The sequence below is a fragment of the Pseudomonas sp. JL2 genome, from assembly GCF_031570495.1.
GTDB classification, from domain to species: Bacteria; Pseudomonadota; Gammaproteobacteria; order Pseudomonadales; family Pseudomonadaceae; genus Aquipseudomonas; species Aquipseudomonas rhizophila.
Map to the genome: position 1 here is coordinate 350,132 of NZ_JAKUDH010000001.1, position 16,565 is coordinate 366,696.

The 16,565-nt window shown below is 61.3% G+C and carries 16 protein-coding genes; 11 read left to right on the forward strand and 5 right to left on the reverse strand.

What is annotated here, in order from left to right:
* Positions 1-3 precede the first annotated feature (3 nt).
* Genes MKS85_RS01650 through MKS85_RS01665 form a run of 4 tightly spaced genes read left to right on the forward strand, consistent with a single transcriptional unit; the run spans position 4 to position 3,791 of the window.
* Positions 4-1,251, forward strand: a complete 1,248-nt coding sequence (locus tag MKS85_RS01650; RefSeq protein ID WP_047229151.1) for an NAD(P)/FAD-dependent oxidoreductase — start codon at positions 4-6, stop codon at positions 1,249-1,251.
* Positions 1,248-2,063, forward strand: coding sequence for a DUF1365 domain-containing protein (locus MKS85_RS01655; RefSeq protein WP_047229186.1), 816 nt, complete (start codon positions 1,248-1,250; stop codon positions 2,061-2,063). Before MKS85_RS01650 ends, MKS85_RS01655 begins: the two co-directional genes overlap by 4 nt.
* Complete coding sequence (locus MKS85_RS01660) at positions 2,035-3,303, forward strand: cyclopropane-fatty-acyl-phospholipid synthase family protein (RefSeq protein WP_139050018.1); 1,269 nt, start codon at positions 2,035-2,037, stop codon at positions 3,301-3,303. Before MKS85_RS01655 ends, MKS85_RS01660 begins: the two co-directional genes overlap by 29 nt.
* Positions 3,303-3,791: a DUF2878 domain-containing protein gene (locus tag MKS85_RS01665; RefSeq protein WP_310662603.1), complete on the forward strand. Its 489-nt coding sequence runs from the start codon at positions 3,303-3,305 to the stop codon at positions 3,789-3,791. Before MKS85_RS01660 ends, MKS85_RS01665 begins: the two co-directional genes overlap by 1 nt.
* Positions 3,792-3,819: 28 nt before the next feature.
* Here MKS85_RS01665 and MKS85_RS01670 read toward each other — a convergent pair whose 3' ends face one another.
* From MKS85_RS01670 to MKS85_RS01680, 3 genes are read right to left on the reverse strand one after another with little or no spacing between them, the layout of a single operon-like run.
* Positions 3,820-4,125: a DUF6482 family protein gene (locus tag MKS85_RS01670; protein ID WP_047229154.1), complete on the reverse strand. Its 306-nt coding sequence runs from the start codon at positions 4,123-4,125 to the stop codon at positions 3,820-3,822.
* A complete protein-coding gene (locus MKS85_RS01675; protein ID WP_310662604.1) occupies positions 4,122-4,661 on the reverse strand; it encodes a DUF3833 domain-containing protein in 540 nt (179 codons plus the stop codon). The genes MKS85_RS01670 and MKS85_RS01675 overlap by 4 nt, the downstream gene beginning before the upstream one ends.
* Positions 4,658-5,182 carry a chalcone isomerase family protein gene (locus MKS85_RS01680; protein WP_310662605.1) on the reverse strand — a complete coding sequence of 175 codons (525 nt, stop codon included), beginning with the start codon at positions 5,180-5,182 and terminating at the stop codon, positions 4,658-4,660. Before MKS85_RS01680 ends, MKS85_RS01675 begins: the two co-directional genes overlap by 4 nt.
* A gap of 263 nt (positions 5,183-5,445) precedes the next feature.
* Between MKS85_RS01680 and MKS85_RS01685 the strand changes: the two genes are divergently transcribed.
* The 3 genes from MKS85_RS01685 to MKS85_RS01695 all read left to right on the forward strand — a co-directional run bounded on the left by MKS85_RS01685 (position 5,446) and on the right by MKS85_RS01695 (position 11,100).
* Positions 5,446-7,014 (forward strand): sensor domain-containing diguanylate cyclase, encoded by a 1,569-nt coding sequence (locus MKS85_RS01685; protein WP_139050017.1) that lies wholly within the window; start codon positions 5,446-5,448, stop codon positions 7,012-7,014.
* A gap of 117 nt (positions 7,015-7,131) precedes the next feature.
* Positions 7,132-9,132 (forward strand): U32 family peptidase, encoded by a 2,001-nt coding sequence (locus MKS85_RS01690; protein ID WP_310662606.1) that lies wholly within the window; start codon positions 7,132-7,134, stop codon positions 9,130-9,132.
* A 228-nt stretch (positions 9,133-9,360) separates the two neighbouring features.
* The gene (locus tag MKS85_RS01695; RefSeq protein WP_310662607.1) at positions 9,361-11,100 is read left to right on the forward strand and encodes a dipeptidase; all 1,740 of its coding nucleotides are present in this window, start codon (positions 9,361-9,363) and stop codon (positions 11,098-11,100) included.
* Between the two features lie 127 nt (positions 11,101-11,227).
* Here MKS85_RS01695 and MKS85_RS01700 read toward each other — a convergent pair whose 3' ends face one another.
* Complete coding sequence (locus MKS85_RS01700) at positions 11,228-11,455, reverse strand: DUF3079 domain-containing protein (RefSeq protein ID WP_076384533.1); 228 nt, start codon at positions 11,453-11,455, stop codon at positions 11,228-11,230.
* A 201-nt stretch (positions 11,456-11,656) separates the two neighbouring features.
* On the opposite strand from MKS85_RS01700, the gene MKS85_RS01705 reads away from it, so the two are divergent.
* Genes MKS85_RS01705 through MKS85_RS01720 form a run of 4 tightly spaced genes read left to right on the forward strand, consistent with a single transcriptional unit; the run spans position 11,657 to position 14,760 of the window.
* Positions 11,657-12,187, forward strand: a complete 531-nt coding sequence (locus MKS85_RS01705; RefSeq protein WP_310662608.1) for an iron transporter — start codon at positions 11,657-11,659, stop codon at positions 12,185-12,187.
* Positions 12,188-12,189: 2 nt separating this feature from the next.
* Positions 12,190-12,540: a cupredoxin domain-containing protein gene (locus tag MKS85_RS01710; protein WP_107322434.1), complete on the forward strand. Its 351-nt coding sequence runs from the start codon at positions 12,190-12,192 to the stop codon at positions 12,538-12,540.
* 22 nt (positions 12,541-12,562) lie between these two features.
* Positions 12,563-13,417: an FTR1 family protein gene (locus tag MKS85_RS01715; protein WP_076384527.1), complete on the forward strand. Its 855-nt coding sequence runs from the start codon at positions 12,563-12,565 to the stop codon at positions 13,415-13,417.
* Positions 13,405-14,760, forward strand: coding sequence for a 4Fe-4S binding protein (locus MKS85_RS01720; protein WP_310662609.1), 1,356 nt, complete (start codon positions 13,405-13,407; stop codon positions 14,758-14,760). Before MKS85_RS01715 ends, MKS85_RS01720 begins: the two co-directional genes overlap by 13 nt.
* A 67-nt stretch (positions 14,761-14,827) precedes the next feature.
* Here MKS85_RS01720 and MKS85_RS01725 read toward each other — a convergent pair whose 3' ends face one another.
* The gene (locus MKS85_RS01725) at positions 14,828-16,450 is read right to left on the reverse strand and encodes a methyl-accepting chemotaxis protein (protein ID WP_076384523.1); all 1,623 of its coding nucleotides are present in this window, start codon (positions 16,448-16,450) and stop codon (positions 14,828-14,830) included.
* Positions 16,451-16,565: the final 115 nt, after the last annotated feature.

Here is a 16,565-nt window from a genome sequence, read left to right on the forward strand (position 1 = left end):
AACATGCGCATCGCAATCATCGGCAGCGGCATATCGGGGCTGACATGCGCGTACCTGCTGGCTCGCCAGCACCAGATCACCCTGTTCGAAGCCGACGAGCGGATCGGCGGCCACACCCACACCGTGGACGTGGAATGGCAAGGCCAGCGTTATGGGGTGGACACCGGTTTCATTGTCTACAACGACTGGACCTATCCGAACTTCATCCGCTTGCTGGACCAGTTGGGCGTGACTTCCCGTGCCACTGAAATGAGCTTTTCGGTGCATGACCCGGCCACTGGCCAAGAGTACAAGGGGCATACCCTGCGCAGCCTTTTCGCCCGACGACGCAACCTGCTGTCGCCGAGCTTCTGGGGCATGTTGCAGGACATCCTCAGATTCAACCGGCAGGCCACGGCCGACTTGAAGGCGCAGCGCATCGACAGCACCACCCGGCTGGGCGATTACCTGCATGTCCACAATTATGGACAACGGTTCATCGACCACTACATCGTGCCCATGGGCTCGGCGATCTGGTCGATGTCGCCTGCCGGAATGCTGGAGTTTCCGCTGCAGTTCTTCGTGCGCTTCTGCCATAACCACGGCCTGCTATCGGTCAACCGACGCCCACAATGGCGAGTGATCGAGGGCGGCTCGCGGGGTTATATCGACCCGTTATGCGCGCACTTTCGCCAGCATATCCGGCTCAACTGCCCGGTGCAGCGCGTGAGCCGCGACGCGACAGGCGTGAACATACTCAGCGCGGCGGGACTTGAGCGTTTCGACAAAGTGGTGTTTGCCTGCCACAGCGACCAGGCCCTGGCGCTGCTTGAAACGCCAAGCAAAGCAGAGCGTGAGGTGCTCGGTGCCCTGGCCTACGCCAGCAACGAAGTACTGCTGCATACCGACACCGGTGTCTTGCCGCAGCGCCGCCAGGCCTGGGCGAGTTGGAATTACCGACTGGGTGGTTCGGTGCGAGCGCCTGCTGCGCTGACCTACAACATGAACATCCTCCAGGGTCTGGACGCCCCGGTGACCTTCTGCGTGAGCCTCAATCAGAGTGACGTGGTGGATCCGGCCAAGGTCCTGGCTCGCTTCGAGTATGCGCATCCGCAATACAGCCTCGCCGGCGTCGCTGCCCAGGCTCGCCAGGGTGATCTGCAAGGGCGTCAGCACAGTTATTTCTGCGGCGCCTATTGGGCCAATGGTTTCCACGAAGACGGTGTGGTCAGTGGGCTGGATGTGGCCGGGCATTTTGGAGAATACCTTTGAATAGCAGCCTGTGCCGCGGCTGGATCGACCATCGCCGCTATTCACCCCGCGCCCATGGATTCCGATACCCCATCGGCATGCTTTATCTGGACCTCGCCGAACAAAGCCAGGTGCTGGGCCTGTCCCGCCTGCTGCGAGGGTGGCCCTTGGCACCGCTGTGCTGGCGCGAGCGCGATTACCTGCCCGCTCGCACACGTCTGGGCGTCCCCTTGGTCGACGCGGTGCGCGAATTGCTTGCCCAGGCCCTGGGCACCGCGCCCCAAGGCGCAATCCAGTTGCTGACCCAACCGCGCAGTTGGGGGCTGTCTTTCAATCCGGTGAGTTTCTATTTCTGCCACGAAACCGATGGGCGTCTGGCGGCCATTCTCTGTGAGGTCCGCAACACCCCATGGCGCGAGCGCTATCACTATGTGTTGCCGGTAAGCCCCGGTGAACCCCATGCGTTCCGGGTGGCCAAGGCGTTCCATGTATCACCGTTCCTGCCTCGGGACATGGACTACCGCATGCGCTTTCTGATCGCGGACTCACATATCCGGGTGCATATGGAGAACTGGCGCGATGGCAGCAAGGTGTTCGAGGCCGACCTTGCGCTCAAGCGCCAACCTCTCGATGCCGCGGCTGTGCGTCGTCACTTCCTGGCCTTCCCGTGGATGAGCCTGCGCACCTTGAGCGCCATTTACTGGCAGGCCCTGCGCCTGCTCTTCAAACGCACGCCCCTGCACGACCATCAGGCCAGCCAAAACGGCCTGAGCGTCGGCGAAACCGCCCACAAGGACCCCGACCATGCCCGAACCCACCCTGAGCGTTACTAAGGCCGGCAGCTTTCGCCTGTTCAACGGCGGCGTCTTCAAGCAAGTCGTTCTCGGCCAATTACGACACCTGCGCCAAGGCCACTTGCGCCTGCTGCTCGATGGAGAATCGCTAAACTTCGGCGATCCGGCCAGTGCTCTACAGGCCGAAGTCGAAATTCTTGACGACGCCGTCTGGGGCATGCTCGCCAGTAACGGTTCGATCGGCGCCGGTGAGGCCTATATCCAGGGGTACTGGCGCAGCAACGACCTGACGGCGGTGACCCGCGTGTTCGTCGCCAACCTGGACGTGCTCGATGCGATGGACAGTGGTCTGGCTCGCCTCGGCCGCCCGGTGCTGCGTTGGCTGCACTGGCTCAACCGTAACAGCCGGCGCGGCTCTCGGCGCAACATCATTGCCCATTACGACTTGGGCAATGACTTGTTCGAGCGTTTGCTCGATCCCACCATGATGTACTCGGCCGCCATGTTCGAAAGCCCCGAACAAAGCCTGGAAGAAGCCCAGCTCAACAAGCTCGAACGCATCTGTCGCAAGCTCGACCTGCGCCCCGGCGACCACCTACTGGAAATCGGCACCGGCTGGGGCAGCCTGGCGATTTATGCTGCCAGCCAATATGGCTGCAAGGTGACCACCACAACGTTGTCGCACGAGCAGTACGCCCATACCTGCCGGCGCGTCGAGGCACTGGGTCTGCAGCAGCGCATTGAGGTGCTGTGCAAGGACTATCGCGATCTGGAGGGGCGCTACGACAAGCTGGTCTCGATCGAAATGATCGAAGCTGTCGGTCATCGCTATTTACCCGAATACTTCCGGCGCTGCTGCGCTCTGCTCAAGGATGACGGCCTGATGTTGCTGCAAGCCATCACCATTCGCGACCAGCGTTATGAGCAGGCACGCCGCTCGGTGGACTTCATCCAGCGGCATATTTTTCCCGGCGGCGCGCTGCCATCGTTGTCCGTTCTGCTAAACACCGCCAGCCGTCAAACACCGCTCAACCTGCTGCACCTGGAAGACTTCGGCGCGCACTACGCCCGCACGCTGAAGCACTGGCACGAGAACTTCCGGCAATCACGCCAAGCGCTGCTGGAGCTGGGTTACGACGAAACCTTCCAACGCCTGTGGGAGTTCTACCTGTGTTACTGCGAAGGCGGATTCCAGGAGCGTGCCATCGGCGTCGCGCAACTGCTCTTTGCCGCTCCCGGGGCGCGCCAGCTCTCTTTGCTGGAGCGGCGGGAGGCTTGATGAGTCGCGCGGGCCTGATCGTCAACGCACTCTGGGTCCAGTTGGGCTGGTGGGGTTGTGTACTGGGCGCACAGAATGCCTGGTGGCTCCTGGCTGTGGCGGCAGGATTGCTGGCTCACCTGAGCTTCTGCCCACAGCCCCGGGCCGAGTTGCGTGCAGTGATGCGCGTGGGGCTGTGCGGCATGGTGCTGGACTGGAGCCTGGGTGTGCTGGGTCTGTTCGGATTCGCTCAGACCGCCCTGCCCCTCTGGCTTGCGCTGCTCTGGCTGGTGTTTGCCACAAGCTTGCGGCACAGCCTGGCCTGGGCCGTACAGCCTGTTTGGCGCGGTGCGTTGGTGGGCATGGTCGGCGGTCCGCTGGCCTATTGCGCAGGCGCTCCACTGGCCGGCGTTGCGCTGCCGCTTGGCATCGTGGGAACCGCTCTGGTGTTGGCGCCCCTGTGGGCACTCTGGCTGCCGTTGGCGTTGCGCCTGGCTGATCCCCGTTGAGGTCAGAACCCGCACCAGGCGAACATCATTACCAAGGTTCATCCAGAAAAAGTGGCACACGCAAAGGCTCTATCGGCCCCTCGCGCTGGCCACACATTTCGTCATGAACGACATGCTGTACCAACATGCAGGGTAACCGCGGCGCGTCACGCAGCAACTCACGCAAATGGGTGGTGGATCGCAAATGCAATGTTCGTCCGGAGTCGTCGAGCAACGTACGAAACCCGCGGTCCAGTCGCGCACGTAACACGTAGATGCCGCCCTCCAGCGACCACAACTCCAGCTCGTGTACCCGGCCTTCGATGGCCAGCTCGATCAGGGTTTGCAGGTTCATGGCAGGCCTGCGCCCTGGCGCCGGAAAAACAGCGTGACCTGGCCCAACTCGACGCCAAACTTGCTCATGCTCGAGCGGTTGATCATCGTGTCTTCGTCCATCAAGTACATCCAGTCGTCAAAAGTCACTTCGTAAGTCGATCCGTCTACCGGCAGGTTCAATCGATAGCGCCAGCGCAGCGCATTGCCGGCCACCTCTCCCCGCGCCTCGCCGATCACATCGTCGGCGCGGCCGCGCCAGAGCCCCGGGCCATCGGGGGTCAGCGTCCATACGCGCCGTTGTCGGCTGCCATCACTGTAGAGAAAGCGCTCATCGAGAATCAGCTGTTCACCTTCACGGTGACTCAATATCTCAACCTCGAAACGCTTGATGACCTCGCCGGAACGTTTTTGATAGATGCCCCAGGCCTTGATTGGCTGACTGAAGAAGCGCACCAGATCCAGCTGCGGTTGCTGGTCGGCATAACGATCGACATTCACGTTCCCGCAACTGGTCAAACTCATCATTAAAAGCAGTCCAACCATTAGCCGAGTCATGGTGTTTGCCCCCCTACGCGCGCGTTATTGAGCCCCAGCAGCTGTTGCCGCAACTCCGGATGCCGGGTGCGGGGATCGAGCCAGATGGCGAAGAAACTTCGAGCGAACGATGAGTCGGCGACGTCATGGGTCAAGCGCCCGTCGACATAAAAGCGGCAACCCTTGCCGGGCAGGTAAAGCCCGGTGATTTGACTGCCTGGCCTGACGTCGACGAAGGACCGCCGCATGTCATCGCTCCAGCTGTCGAGCTGTACTGGGTCCAGGGATTTACCCGCGATTCGGCGCATCTCCTCGATGCTCGCTTGCACCAAGGTTTGCTTGCTGATCGTGCGGCGGTAATTCAGCTCAAGTGCCAGCGGCGTTTCCAGGCTGGGTTGCGAGGTCGCACTCCATAACCTGGCCTGGTAGAGATCGAACCCGTACCAGGAATAATCGGCTTGCCCCACCAGACGGGCGTCAGGCAGTACCGTGCGCCAGTCGCACAGAGCTTGGCTGGCGTAAAGCACCAAAACGCAGGCCATGAACCGGCTCAGGCTTTTCTTGAACGCAAACGACCTTGCCATTGAAAAAACATCACTGGATTGCCGAAGGTCGCTCAATAGTTGTACATGAAGTATGATTTGTACAGCTTTTTTGAGTGGATTCGCGAGTTATGGCCTTTTATATCCACCCGTGCTTTGGCGATCTGTGCCTGCCTCGAATCCTTCAGCTAACGTGCTGTTATCGGATAAGGTAGCCTGCGCCCTAATAATACGCAGTCGCGATGCTGTAGAAGGAAATGTTAATGCTCGGACGTGAACGGCCGCAGCTAAAGAAAGAAAGTGCTGACGAATCCTTTCCCCCTCAGGTAGCGCGGGCCGGAGCTGCCCTGCGGCTCACCATCACTTTCATGCTGGTGGTGGTGATGGTGTTCCTGGCCGTTGAAGGCTGGAGAACTTGGCGTGACTATCGCTCTGCCTTTGCCTCGGCCCGCGATTCGGTGACAAACCTGGCGCGAGCGACGGCCCAGCACGCCGAAGACACCATCCGGCAAGTGGACGTGGTGACCGCAGCACTCAGCGAGCGAGTGGAAGGCGATGGCCTGCAGAACATCGACATCCCGCGCATCCATAAACTGCTGGTGCAACAGTCGGCCATCATGCCGCAGTTGCACGGTTTGTTTATCTACGGCCCCGACGGGCAGTGGATAGTGACAGACAAGCAAACAACGCCAGACTCGGCAAACAATGCCGACCGCGACTACTTCCAGTATCACCGCACCCACGAGGACCGAAGCGTGCGGATCGGCGAAGTGATCAGGAGCCGATCCACCAATGACCTGATCATCCCCATCTCCCGCCGCTTGAACAATCCTGACGGCTCGTTCGCCGGTGTGTTGCTGGGAACGGTCAAGGTCAGCTATTTCGTGGACTACTACGGCGACTTCAAGATCGACGACAAGGGAGCCCTGGTCCTGGCCCTGCGAGATGGCACGATTCTGGTCCGGCGGCCCTTCGTCGCCTCGGTGGTCGGCAAGAGCCTGGTCAATAGCGTGATCTTCCGTGACCACTTGCCCAACTCCAATCAGGGCGTCGCCGAGGCCAGGGCCGTCGTCGACGGCACTGAACGCATTTATGGCTACCGAGCCTTGACCACTTATCCGCTGGTGGTCGAGGCCGGATTGTCTCGCGAATCGATCATCACCCCCTGGCGTCACGATCTGCTCAAGACCGGCTTCGTACTGATATTCCTGATCGTGATACTCGTCGGCTTCGGGCTGATCGTGTTGAGCCAGTTGCGCTACAGAATGACCATGGAGAAACAGATTCGCAGCGCCCACCAAACCATGCGGGACATGGCACTGACCGACAGCCTGACCGGTTTGGGCAACCGCAGACGGCTGGACATTGCATTGGCCGATGAGATTCGCCGGGCCAGGCGTCAGCACGCCTCCTTGGCCTTGATCATGCTTGATGTCGATTACTTCAAACGCTACAACGACAAATACGGCCATGCTGCCGGGGACGACTGTCTGCGCGCGATCGCGGGGGCGATCCAGCAAGCGATCAAACGGCCCGGCGACCTGGCGGTGCGCTACGGGGGTGAAGAATTCACCATTTTGCTGCCCGACACCCACAGCGCGGGGGCCGCCACGATCGCACAAGAGATTCTGGAGTCCATCAGGGCGCTGAACATCGAACACGGCGACCATCCCTTGGGCCTGGTCACCGCCAGCGCGGGCATCACCACCTGCCGGCCAAGCACCGAGGACGTGACCCCGGCCATGCTGATCAAGGCCGCTGATGCGTTCTTGTATCTGGCAAAAAACACCGGGAGAAACCGCTGGTGCAGCCCTGATGCTTCGCCGGGATGACCCACGGGGCGAAGCCGCATATCGGTCATATCGCGCAAATCCAAGTCCACAGGTGCCGGCCGGGCGCCTGGCGGCTACAATGCGCGCTTCGACCGTGATCAGCCTGACTAAAAACAAATGTCCTTGCCCAAACATCATCTGGAATTGCTCAGCCCCGCCCGCGACGTGACCATCGCCCGCGAGGCCATCCTGCATGGCGCTGACGCCGTGTACATCGGTGGCCCGAGTTTCGGCGCGCGTCACAACGCCTGTAACGAGGTGAGTGATATCGCCCGGTTGGTGGAGTTCGCCCATCGCTACCACGCCCGGGTGTTCACCACGATCAACACCATCCTGCATGACAACGAACTGGAGCCGGCCCGCCAGTTGATCCACCAGTTGTACGATGCGGGTGTCGATGCGTTGATCGTCCAGGATCTAGGGGTGATGGAACTGGACATCCCGCCGATCGAACTGCACGCCAGCACCCAGACCGACATCCGTACCCTGGCACGGGCAAAGTTCCTTGATCAGGCCGGTTTCTCCCAACTGGTACTGGCGCGGGAGTTGAACCTGCAGGAAATCCGCGCCATCGCCGACGAAACCGACGCGGCCATCGAGTTCTTTATCCACGGCGCGCTGTGCGTGGCGTTTTCCGGCCAATGCAATATCTCCCACGCCCAGAACGGCCGCAGCGCCAACCGTGGTGATTGCTCCCAGGCCTGTCGCCTGCCCTACACCCTCAAGGATGATCAGGGCCGGGTGGTTGCCTATGAGAAACACCTGCTGTCGATGAAGGACAACAACCAGAGCGCCAACATCCGCGCCCTGGTCGAAGCCGGTGTGCGTTCGTTCAAGATCGAAGGACGCTACAAGGACATGGGCTATGTGAAGAACATCACCGCCTACTACCGCCAGCGCCTGGACGATGTCCTCGAAGACCGTCCGGACCTGGCCCGCGCCTCCAGCGGTCGCACCGCGCACTTCTTCCTGCCCGACCCGGAGAAGACGTTCCACCGCGGCAGCACCGACTACTTCGTCAGCGAGCGCAAGATCGACATCGGCGCCTTCGATTCCCCGACCTTTACCGGCGTGCCGGTGGGCGTGGTGGAGAAAGTCGGCAAGCGCGACCTGCAAGTCGTGACCTTTGATCCGCTGTCCAACGGCGATGGCCTCAACGTGCTGGTCAAGCGTGAAGTGGTGGGTTTTCGCGCCAACATCGCCGAGCCCAAGGGCGAATTCGAGGAAGACGGCCAGAAGCGTTACCGCTACCGCGTCGAGCCCAATGAAATGCAGGCAGGGTTGCACACATTACGCCCCAACCACCCGCTGAGTCGTAACCTGGACCACAACTGGCAGCAAGCGCTGCTCAAGACCTCCGCCGAGCGCCGGGTGGGCGTTGCCTGGGTCGCACGCCTGCGTGAAGAGCGCCTGGAGCTGACTGCTACCAGCGAGGAAGGCGTCAGCGCCAGCGTCAGCCTGGACGGGCCATTCGGCCTGGCGAACAAGCCGGAGCAGGCGCTGGAGCAACTGCACGACCTGCTCGGCCAACTGGGCACCACCGAGTACCACGCCACCGCCATCGAGCTGGATGCGCCCCAGGCGTATTTCATTCCCAACTCGCAGCTCAAGGCAGTGCGCCGCGAAGTCATCGAAGCCCTGACCACCGCCCGTGTCGAGGCCCATCCCCGAGGGGGGCGCAAGGCCGAGACCAATCCTCCGCCGGTGTACCCGGAGTCGCACCTGTCGTTCCTGGCCAACGTCTACAACCAGAAGGCCCGGGATTTTTATCATCGCCACGGTGTGAAACTGATCGATGCGGCGTTCGAAGCCCACGAAGAAACCGGTGAAGTGCCGGTGATGATCACCAAGCACTGTCTGCGTTTCTCGTTCAACCTCTGTCCCAAGCAGGCCAAGGGCGTCACCGGCGTGCGCACCAAGGTTGCGCCGATGCAGTTGATCCATGGTGACGAGGTGCTGACGCTGAAGTTCGACTGCAAACCCTGCGAGATGCATGTGGTCGGCAAGATCAAGGGGCACATCCTCGACCTGCCGCTGCCGGGCAGCAGCGCGGAGCCCATCGTCGGTCACATCAGCCCGGAAGACCTGCTCAAGACGATCCCTCGCGCGCCGCATTAAGCAATCGCGAGCAGGCTCGCTCCCACAGGGATTGCAAAGTGGACACAAGATCGTGTGACCACCCCTAATCCCTTGTGGGAGCGAGCCTGCTCGCGATAGCAATGGATCGGCATGCATTAATGTTGATTACAAAACTCCCGGCAGGTCCTTCTCGGTGCTAGGTTGTAAGTGAGTGTTCCATCAATCAGTCACTTCTTTCCCACCGTCTGCAAAGGAATGCCTCTACCAATGAACTTATCCCTCAAGCACCTGGCCGTGAGCACCCTGCTGCTGTCCAGCCTGGCGTCGATCACCCCACCCGCCTTGGCCAACATCACTGCGCAACAGAGTTCGGCCCTCGTCAAAACCCTCGCTGACACCTCCGTCACCGACTTCAGGCAGTTCCTGGGAAACGTGGCCAGAAGCGAGTTGGCCGAAACCGCCAAGCTTGGCCCGGCCATCAGCACGTTCCTCGACAACAAACCCCTTACGGCTGAGCAGCAGAACGAAATTCATCGTCTGCTCGGCCTCTATGCACGGGTGAAATACGGCAACGCCGCTACCGAAACCCTGCGCGAACTGGTGGCGATCCCGACCTTTCGCAAGGACGGTGTTGCCCAGCACGAGAACCCCGAGTTCCTCAAGATCGCGGACAAGATCAAGCGCCTTGCCCTAGCCTTCAACCTGGACTTTCGCAACATCGACAACCGCGTCTACGAGATTTCACTGCATGGCAGTGGCGACGAAGTCGTGGGCATTCACGCCCATGCCGACGTCGTGCCGGTGACCCCGGAAAACTGGGTATTGAAAGACGGCACTCGTCTGGATCCGTTCAAGGTCACCCTGGTGGGCGACCGCATGTACGGGCGGGGCACCGAAGATGATAAGAACGGCATTGTCGTGGCGCTGTACGCCATGAAGATCATCAAGGAAGAAAAGCTGCCGCTGGCGAGGAATTTCAAACTGCTGGTAGACACCACCGAGGAAACCACCGGCGACGCCATCCCCTATTACTTCGAGCGCAACCCAACCCCCAACTACAACCTGGCGCTGGATGGCGGCTACCCGGTGGTGATTGCCGAAAAAGGCTATGGCACCGTCATGGCCAACTTCGCCCGGCGTGCGGCCCAGGGCAAAGGCGCTGAGATCACGGCGATGATCGGTGGCCTGGCCACCAATCAGATTCCGTCCACATCGGTCGCTACCTTCGTGGGCGATCAGCCTGCTGAACTGGCCGCGACGCTGCAAAAAGCCGCTTCCGCGTATGCCAAGGGCAATGGCGGCGACTTCCAGGTGACCACCGCGGTCGTCGGCAAGGACGTCAAACTGACCTTCACAGGCGTCTCCGCCCATTCCTCAGAACCAGAGTCTGGGGTCAACCCGGTGGCGAGGATGCTGGACTTTATCAACAGCCTCGAGGGCAAGGTTGCGCTCAAGCACAACCACATCACCGATGCCGCCCGCTATGCCGCCGACAACTGGGGCCTGGACTACCTGGGAAGCAAACTGGGGATTGGCTTTTCCGACGCCTTCATGGGGCCGCTGACCGCTTCCCTGACGTATGTCGGCATGGATGACAAAGCCTTCAAGCTGGCCGTCAATCTGCGCGTGCCGGTGGGCAAGCCGACGGAAGCGATCAAGGCTGAAATCACCGACAAACTGGCCGCCTGGAGCAAGAAGACGGAGGTCGCCGTGGCGTTCGATTATTCAATCGATGAACCGATGTATCGCAACCCGGACGGTGAATGGGTCAAGGCACTGTTGGCCGTGGCCAGCGAAAACCTCGGCATGGAGCACAAGTACGGCACCTCCGCTGGCGCCACTTCGGTTCATGACTTGCCCAACGGCGTGCAGTTCGGCCTGGCCATGCCCGACGTCAAGTACACCGGGCATAACGACAACGAGTTCAAGACGGTCGAGCAGTTTCTTCTGGACCTGCAGATCGTGACCGAGATGATGGGGCGGATCGGGCAGTTGCCGAAGTTGTAAAACCTGTGAGGCGTATTTTATTCACTGTGGCGAGGGAGCTTGCTCCCGCTGGGCTGCGCAGCGGCCCCAAGATTTTGAGGTTGCTGCGCTACCGAGCGGGAGCAAGCTCCCTCGCCACAGGTTCACTTCATTCCTTCGGGTGAGTGGCGCTTGGATCGATGACCTTGGCGCTAATGTCCACCAACTCCACCCCCCAATCACCATGCAGGTACCAATCCTCCCCGATCATTTCGGCCGGGTGCATGGTTCGATCCGCGCCGTTGCCACACGCCAGGGCACTGGCCGGGCAATAGCGGTCGCAGCCCCAGCAAATGCGCTCGGGATGTTTCGGACTGATTGGAAAAGGCTTTGCCATGACGCCCCCGTATAGCCGATGGGTGTGCCTGTACCCTAGCGTGTCAGGGCCGAAGTGCCCTTGATATCGATCAAGAACCACCGGCATGACGGTATCGGCGTTCCTGGCGGGTTAAATGCCCCGAAAATTGACAAGAATCATTATTATTCGCAGCAAAGCTTCCTAGACTCGGCCATCCCTTAGTCCTCAGGAAGTCTTCCCATGCGTACCCTCGCTCCGCTGCCTCTCGCCCTGCTGTTTCTCGCCCCTCTGTCCCAGGCCAAGGAATACCCCATTGGCGAACCGCAAATGTGCCCGGGCCTGGAGGTCGGCGCGGTGTACCTGCAACCGATCGAAATGGCCCCGGCCGGCATGATGCGCCCAACCGCCGAGTCTGACGTTCACCTGGAGGCCGATATCAGGGCCACGGCCGACAACCAGCAAGGTTTCCAGGAAGGCAGCTTCGTGCCCTACCTCAACGTGTCGTTCCAACTGAAAAAACAAGGTAACAACACCCCGCTCAAGGGCGACTTCCACGCCATGGTGGCCAATGACGGGCCGCACTATGGCGACAACGTCAAGCTGCTGGGCCCCGGCAAATACCAATTGACCTTCACCGTCCTGCCGCCCGGCGGCCATGGCTCCCTCGGCCGTCATACCGACAAGGAAACCGGCGTGGCACCGTGGTTCGAGCGCTGTGAACTGCATTACGAATTCGTCTACGCCGGGATTGGCAAAAAAGGCGGGTATTGAAGATGCGTCGTTCAACGAGCCGAACAGCGCGACAGCTGGCCGGGTGGGTGCTGGCCGGCTTGCTGTTGCCTTCAATCGCCCATGCCCAACTGCTTACTTACGAGTTGAGCATGCGCGACGGCCATTTCACCCCGCCGCTGCTGGAAGTACCGGCCGGGCAGCGCTTCAAGATCGTGCTGAAAAACGTCGGCCAGGGTCCGGCGGAATTCGAGAGCACGCCCCTGCGGGTGGAAAAGGTCCTGTCGCCCGGCGTTACCACGTTTGTCGTCATTCACCCGCTGCGCCCCGGGCACTATCCGTTTTTCGATGAATTCAACCCGCAACTGCCCGAGGGCGGCATCCTCGCCCAGTAGTCGGCGAACAGGAGGCGTTTGCATGACTCAATCCATGTTTATTGTCTGGCGCGAAAGCGTCGAGGCGCTGTTGGTAATCGGCATACTCCAGGCCTGGGTCAGCCGGCAGCAACAGGCCGGTCGCTTGTTGCAGTTCGTGTGGGCTGGCGTGGCGCTGGGTTTGCTGTTGTCGGGCATCTTGGCCGGTCTGATTCTGTTGGCCGGCGAAGCCATGAGCGGCGCGGCCAATGAATGGTTCCAGGCGGCGTTGGCGCTGGTCGCCAGTCTGCTGATCGTGCAAATGGTCGGTTGGATGCACCGAAACGCCGGGACGTTGAAACAGGATCTGACGCGTCACGCCGACCATCGTTTCAGCCGCCAGGGTGGATGGGGGCTGATGGTGTTGGCGCTGCTGGCCGTCAGCCGCGAAGGCAGTGAAACCGTGGTCTTCCTGTATGGCGCGGGGGCGCGCCTGCAAGGGGCGCCACTGGGCTTGTTCGCCGTGGGCGCGGTGGCCGGCCTGCTGCTGGCGCTGCTGACCATCGTCTTGCTGCACGGCAGTCGACGGTTCATCTCATGGCCGCGTTTCTTTGCCATTAGCGAAACCATTCTGTTGTTATTGGGGGCAGCGCTGCTGGTCAGCGGCATTGAGCGGATCAGCGGTCAGTTGCTGGCGATGGACTGGCCCGAAGTGGTCTACCAAGGCATCGGCGACGCGCTCTGGGACAGCAGCGCGGTATTGAATGACGGTCACGGCCTGGGTGGTTTCCTGGCGGATTTCACCGGCTATCGAGCCAGTCCCAGTGCCATGACCTTGCTGGTGTGGCTCGGCTATTGGCTGGGGGTTGCCGGCTGGCTGCGGCCACGCAAAGCGCAAACGCTGCCATGTCCGACTTGAACCTCTGGCTGCAACGTCTGGGCGACGGCATGCGGCGCCACGGCGCAACCATTCGCGCCGTGCAATGGGCGGTGGTGCTGTTCTATGCGGTGCTGCTGGTGGTGCCGGCGCTGTTGCCATTGCCCAGCAGCCAGGCTCGGCTGTTGGACAACCTCACGCTGCTGGCGCAGTTTATGTTCTGGGGCATCTGGTGGCCTTTCGTGTTGCTGTCGATTGTGCTGTTCGGTCGACTCTGGTGTGGCGTGCTGTGTCCTGAAGGTGCCTTGAGTGAATGGGCCAGCCAGTATGGCAAAGGCCTGGGCGTGCCACGCGGGGTGCGCTGGGCCGGCTGGCCGACCCTGGCGTTCTGCCTGACCACGATCTATGGGCAGTTGATCAGCGTCTATGACTATGCCCAGGCGGCGCTGTTGATCCTGGGGGGCTCGACGGTCGCAGCGGTGATCGTTGGCCTGCTGTTCGCCCGAGGCAAGCGAGTGTGGTGCCGCTACCTGTGTCCAGTCAGTGGCGTCTTCGCCCTGCTTGCTCGCCTGGCACCGGTGCACTTCCAGGTGGACGAGCAACGCTGGCTGGAAAACCCCGCGCCGCGCCGACCGCCTCCCAACTGCGCGCCATTGCTGGACATTCGCCGGATGCGCGGTGCCGCCGATTGCCACGCCTGTGGTCGCTGCAGCGGCCAGCGCGATGCGGTACGCCTGATAGCCCGTTCCAGTAACGAGGAAATCCTTCACTCGAGCGCAACCACCCTTTCGCCTTGGGACGCGCGCTTGTTGTTGTTCGGCGTCATTGGCCTGGCCATGGGGGCTTTTCAGTGGACCGTCAGCCCCTGGTTCATTGCCATGAAGCAGAGCCTGGCCCAATGGCTGGTCGCCCATGAGCTGTTCTGGCCGTTGCAAGACAACGCCCCTTGGTGGTTGCTGACCCACTATCCGCAGCTCAATGACAGCTTCAGTTGGCTAGATGGCTTTTGCATCGTCGCTTATCTGGGCATGAGTGCCTTGCTGTTGGGCACGTCGCTGCTGCTGTTGATGCGCCTGGCGGCAAGACTCTCGGGCGATCCTGCACAGTATTGGCCCTTGGCCATCACCCTGACGCCCCTCGGCGGTGCAGGGTTGTTCCTCGGCTTGTCGGCCACCACCGTCAAACTGCTGCGCTATGAAGGGTTGTTGCTCGACTGGGTACAACCGGCTCGGGCCGCGCTGCTGGTCGCGGCAATCACCTGGAGTCTGTGGCTGGGCTACAAGCGCCTGGAACATGCAACCCGCCGGCCCCTCGCAATGGCCTGCCTGGTATTGGCCAATGGCCTGGTGGGTTATGGCTGGTGGTTGCAGTTCTGGGGATGGTGAACACGCAGTGCAAGCGTTGCTCCCACGGTGGATTTGTGTGGTTCACAACATCTGACGCGGGGCTGGCCTAGACCTTGAACCGCGCAACGGTCTCATGCAGTGAGCCGGCCATCTGCGCCAGGTCCTGACCGGCAGTATCAGTATGCCGGGCCCCGAGCAATACCTGTTCGGACAGGTTGCGAATACCCACCAGGTTACGGTCCACTTCTCGGGCTACCAGCGCCTGTTCTTCGGTGGCGCTGGCGATCATCAGATTGCGCTCATTGATCTGCGAGATCGAACGGGCGATTTCATCCAGGGCATCGCCGGAGCGGCGGGCCACTTGCAAAGTGGTCTGCACCAGTTCGCTGTTGCTTTGCATGGCGGTCACGGCGTGCTCGCTGTCCTGGCGGATGTTGCCGATCATCTCCTCGATTTCCCGAGTCGAATCCTGGGTGCGATGGGCCAGTGCCCGGACTTCGTCGGCCACCACGGCAAAACCACGCCCGGCATCGCCAGCGCGGGCTGCTTCAATGGCGGCGTTCAAGGCCAGCAGATTGGTTTGATCGGCAATGCCGCGGATCACGTCCAGCACCGAACTGATGTGCTCGACCCTGCCTGCCAACTGCTGGATGCGTCCCGAGGAGTCCGTCACCCCCAGCGCCAATGCGCTGATCGAAGCAACGGTCTCCTGAACCTGCTCACGACCGCGCTGGGCGGTTTGCTCGGATATCCGCGAGGCTTCGCTGGTACTCACCGCATTGCGCGCCACTTCGTCCACCGCCGCCGTCATCTGGTTCACGGCCGCCGCGGCCTGTTCGATTTCCTGGCCTTGCAGTTCCAGGGTGCTGTTGGTCTGACTGCTCACCGCACTCAGCTCTTCGGAGGAACTGGCCACCCGATCCACCGAAGCCGCAATGTGCCGGACCATGCTGTTGAGGCTCTGCTGCATGTCATGCATGTTGCTCATTACGCTGTCGTTTGCACTCCCGGCGTCCAGCGGCACGCGGATCGTCAAGTCGCCTTGGGCAATCTGGCTCAGCACCCGCGCCGCATCATCGGGCTCGCCACCCAGCGGACGGGTCACGCTGCGGGTCACCAGGACCGCAACGGTACTGACCAGGGCCAGGCAGGCCAGCACCAGTGTCAGCATGTTGCGCCGCGCGTCGCTGTAGCGCGCCTGGGCCAGCTGTTCACGCTCGACAAACAACCTGCCCTGCATCGCCATCAGCCCTTCCAGGCTTTTGTAGACCTCAAGCTCGGCCGGCATCACGCCCTGCTTGAGTTGCGTCATCGCGTCGTCCGTGGCGCCCTGGCGAATCAACGCCTGCACCTGAACGAACGCGGCCACATACGCCTCACGGTGCTTCTTCAGTGCCGCATACGCCGCTTTGCCTTCCGGCTGGTCGAACAGCGGCTCCAGCGTGGTAAAGGCCTGGGTAATACGTTGCCGGGTCATGTCGATCGATTGCTGGACCTGCGCGTTGTTCTTGTCGATCAACAGGTCCCGGGTGTTCCTGGCGTTATCGCGCACACCCGTGGCGATCACCATGATCGGGTCGATCTTCGGCCAATCCTGTCTGACGATTTGCACCGCCTGGTCGCGCAGCGTGGCCAGGTCGTTCAAGGCGTATAACGCCAGGGCGATCAACGCCAGTGGCGCGATGGCAAAACCGATCACGATACGGTGGGCAGTGGTGAGTCTGGTCATATCAAATGCTCCCTGTTCAACTACCTGCCGATTGGCAGCGCATTTGAAAACCATAAAAAAAGCCATAAAAAAGAGCGGCCCGGCGATCCCGAACCGCTGTCGGTCGTTCATCCCC

Bases quoted from the DNA above. Each gene is read 5' to 3' on its own strand.
- MKS85_RS01700 (WP_076384533.1), bottom strand. From the start codon at position 11,455: ATGGCAAAGCCTTTTCCAATCAGTCCGAAACATCCCGAGCGCATTTGC.
- MKS85_RS01720 (WP_310662609.1), top strand. From the start codon at position 13,405: ATGTCCGACTTGAACCTCTGGCTGCAACGTCTGGGCGACGGCATGCGG.
- MKS85_RS01705 (WP_310662608.1), top strand. From the start codon at position 11,657: ATGCGTACCCTCGCTCCGCTGCCTCTCGCCCTGCTGTTTCTCGCCCCT.
- MKS85_RS01690 (WP_310662606.1), top strand. From the start codon at position 7,132: ATGTCCTTGCCCAAACATCATCTGGAATTGCTCAGCCCCGCCCGCGAC.
- MKS85_RS01675 (WP_310662604.1), bottom strand. From the start codon at position 4,661: ATGACTCGGCTAATGGTTGGACTGCTTTTAATGATGAGTTTGACCAGT.
- MKS85_RS01685 (WP_139050017.1), top strand. From the start codon at position 5,446: ATGCTCGGACGTGAACGGCCGCAGCTAAAGAAAGAAAGTGCTGACGAA.
- MKS85_RS01670 (WP_047229154.1), bottom strand. From the start codon at position 4,125: ATGAACCTGCAAACCCTGATCGAGCTGGCCATCGAAGGCCGGGTACAC.
- MKS85_RS01650 (WP_047229151.1), top strand. From the start codon at position 4: ATGCGCATCGCAATCATCGGCAGCGGCATATCGGGGCTGACATGCGCG.
- MKS85_RS01715 (WP_076384527.1), top strand. From the start codon at position 12,563: ATGACTCAATCCATGTTTATTGTCTGGCGCGAAAGCGTCGAGGCGCTG.
- MKS85_RS01660 (WP_139050018.1), top strand. From the start codon at position 2,035: ATGCCCGAACCCACCCTGAGCGTTACTAAGGCCGGCAGCTTTCGCCTG.
- MKS85_RS01725 (WP_076384523.1), bottom strand. From the start codon at position 16,450: ATGACCAGACTCACCACTGCCCACCGTATCGTGATCGGTTTTGCCATC.
- MKS85_RS01665 (WP_310662603.1), top strand. From the start codon at position 3,303: ATGAGTCGCGCGGGCCTGATCGTCAACGCACTCTGGGTCCAGTTGGGC.
- MKS85_RS01695 (WP_310662607.1), top strand. From the start codon at position 9,361: ATGAACTTATCCCTCAAGCACCTGGCCGTGAGCACCCTGCTGCTGTCC.
- MKS85_RS01710 (WP_107322434.1), top strand. From the start codon at position 12,190: ATGCGTCGTTCAACGAGCCGAACAGCGCGACAGCTGGCCGGGTGGGTG.
- MKS85_RS01680 (WP_310662605.1), bottom strand. From the start codon at position 5,182: ATGGCCTGCGTTTTGGTGCTTTACGCCAGCCAAGCTCTGTGCGACTGG.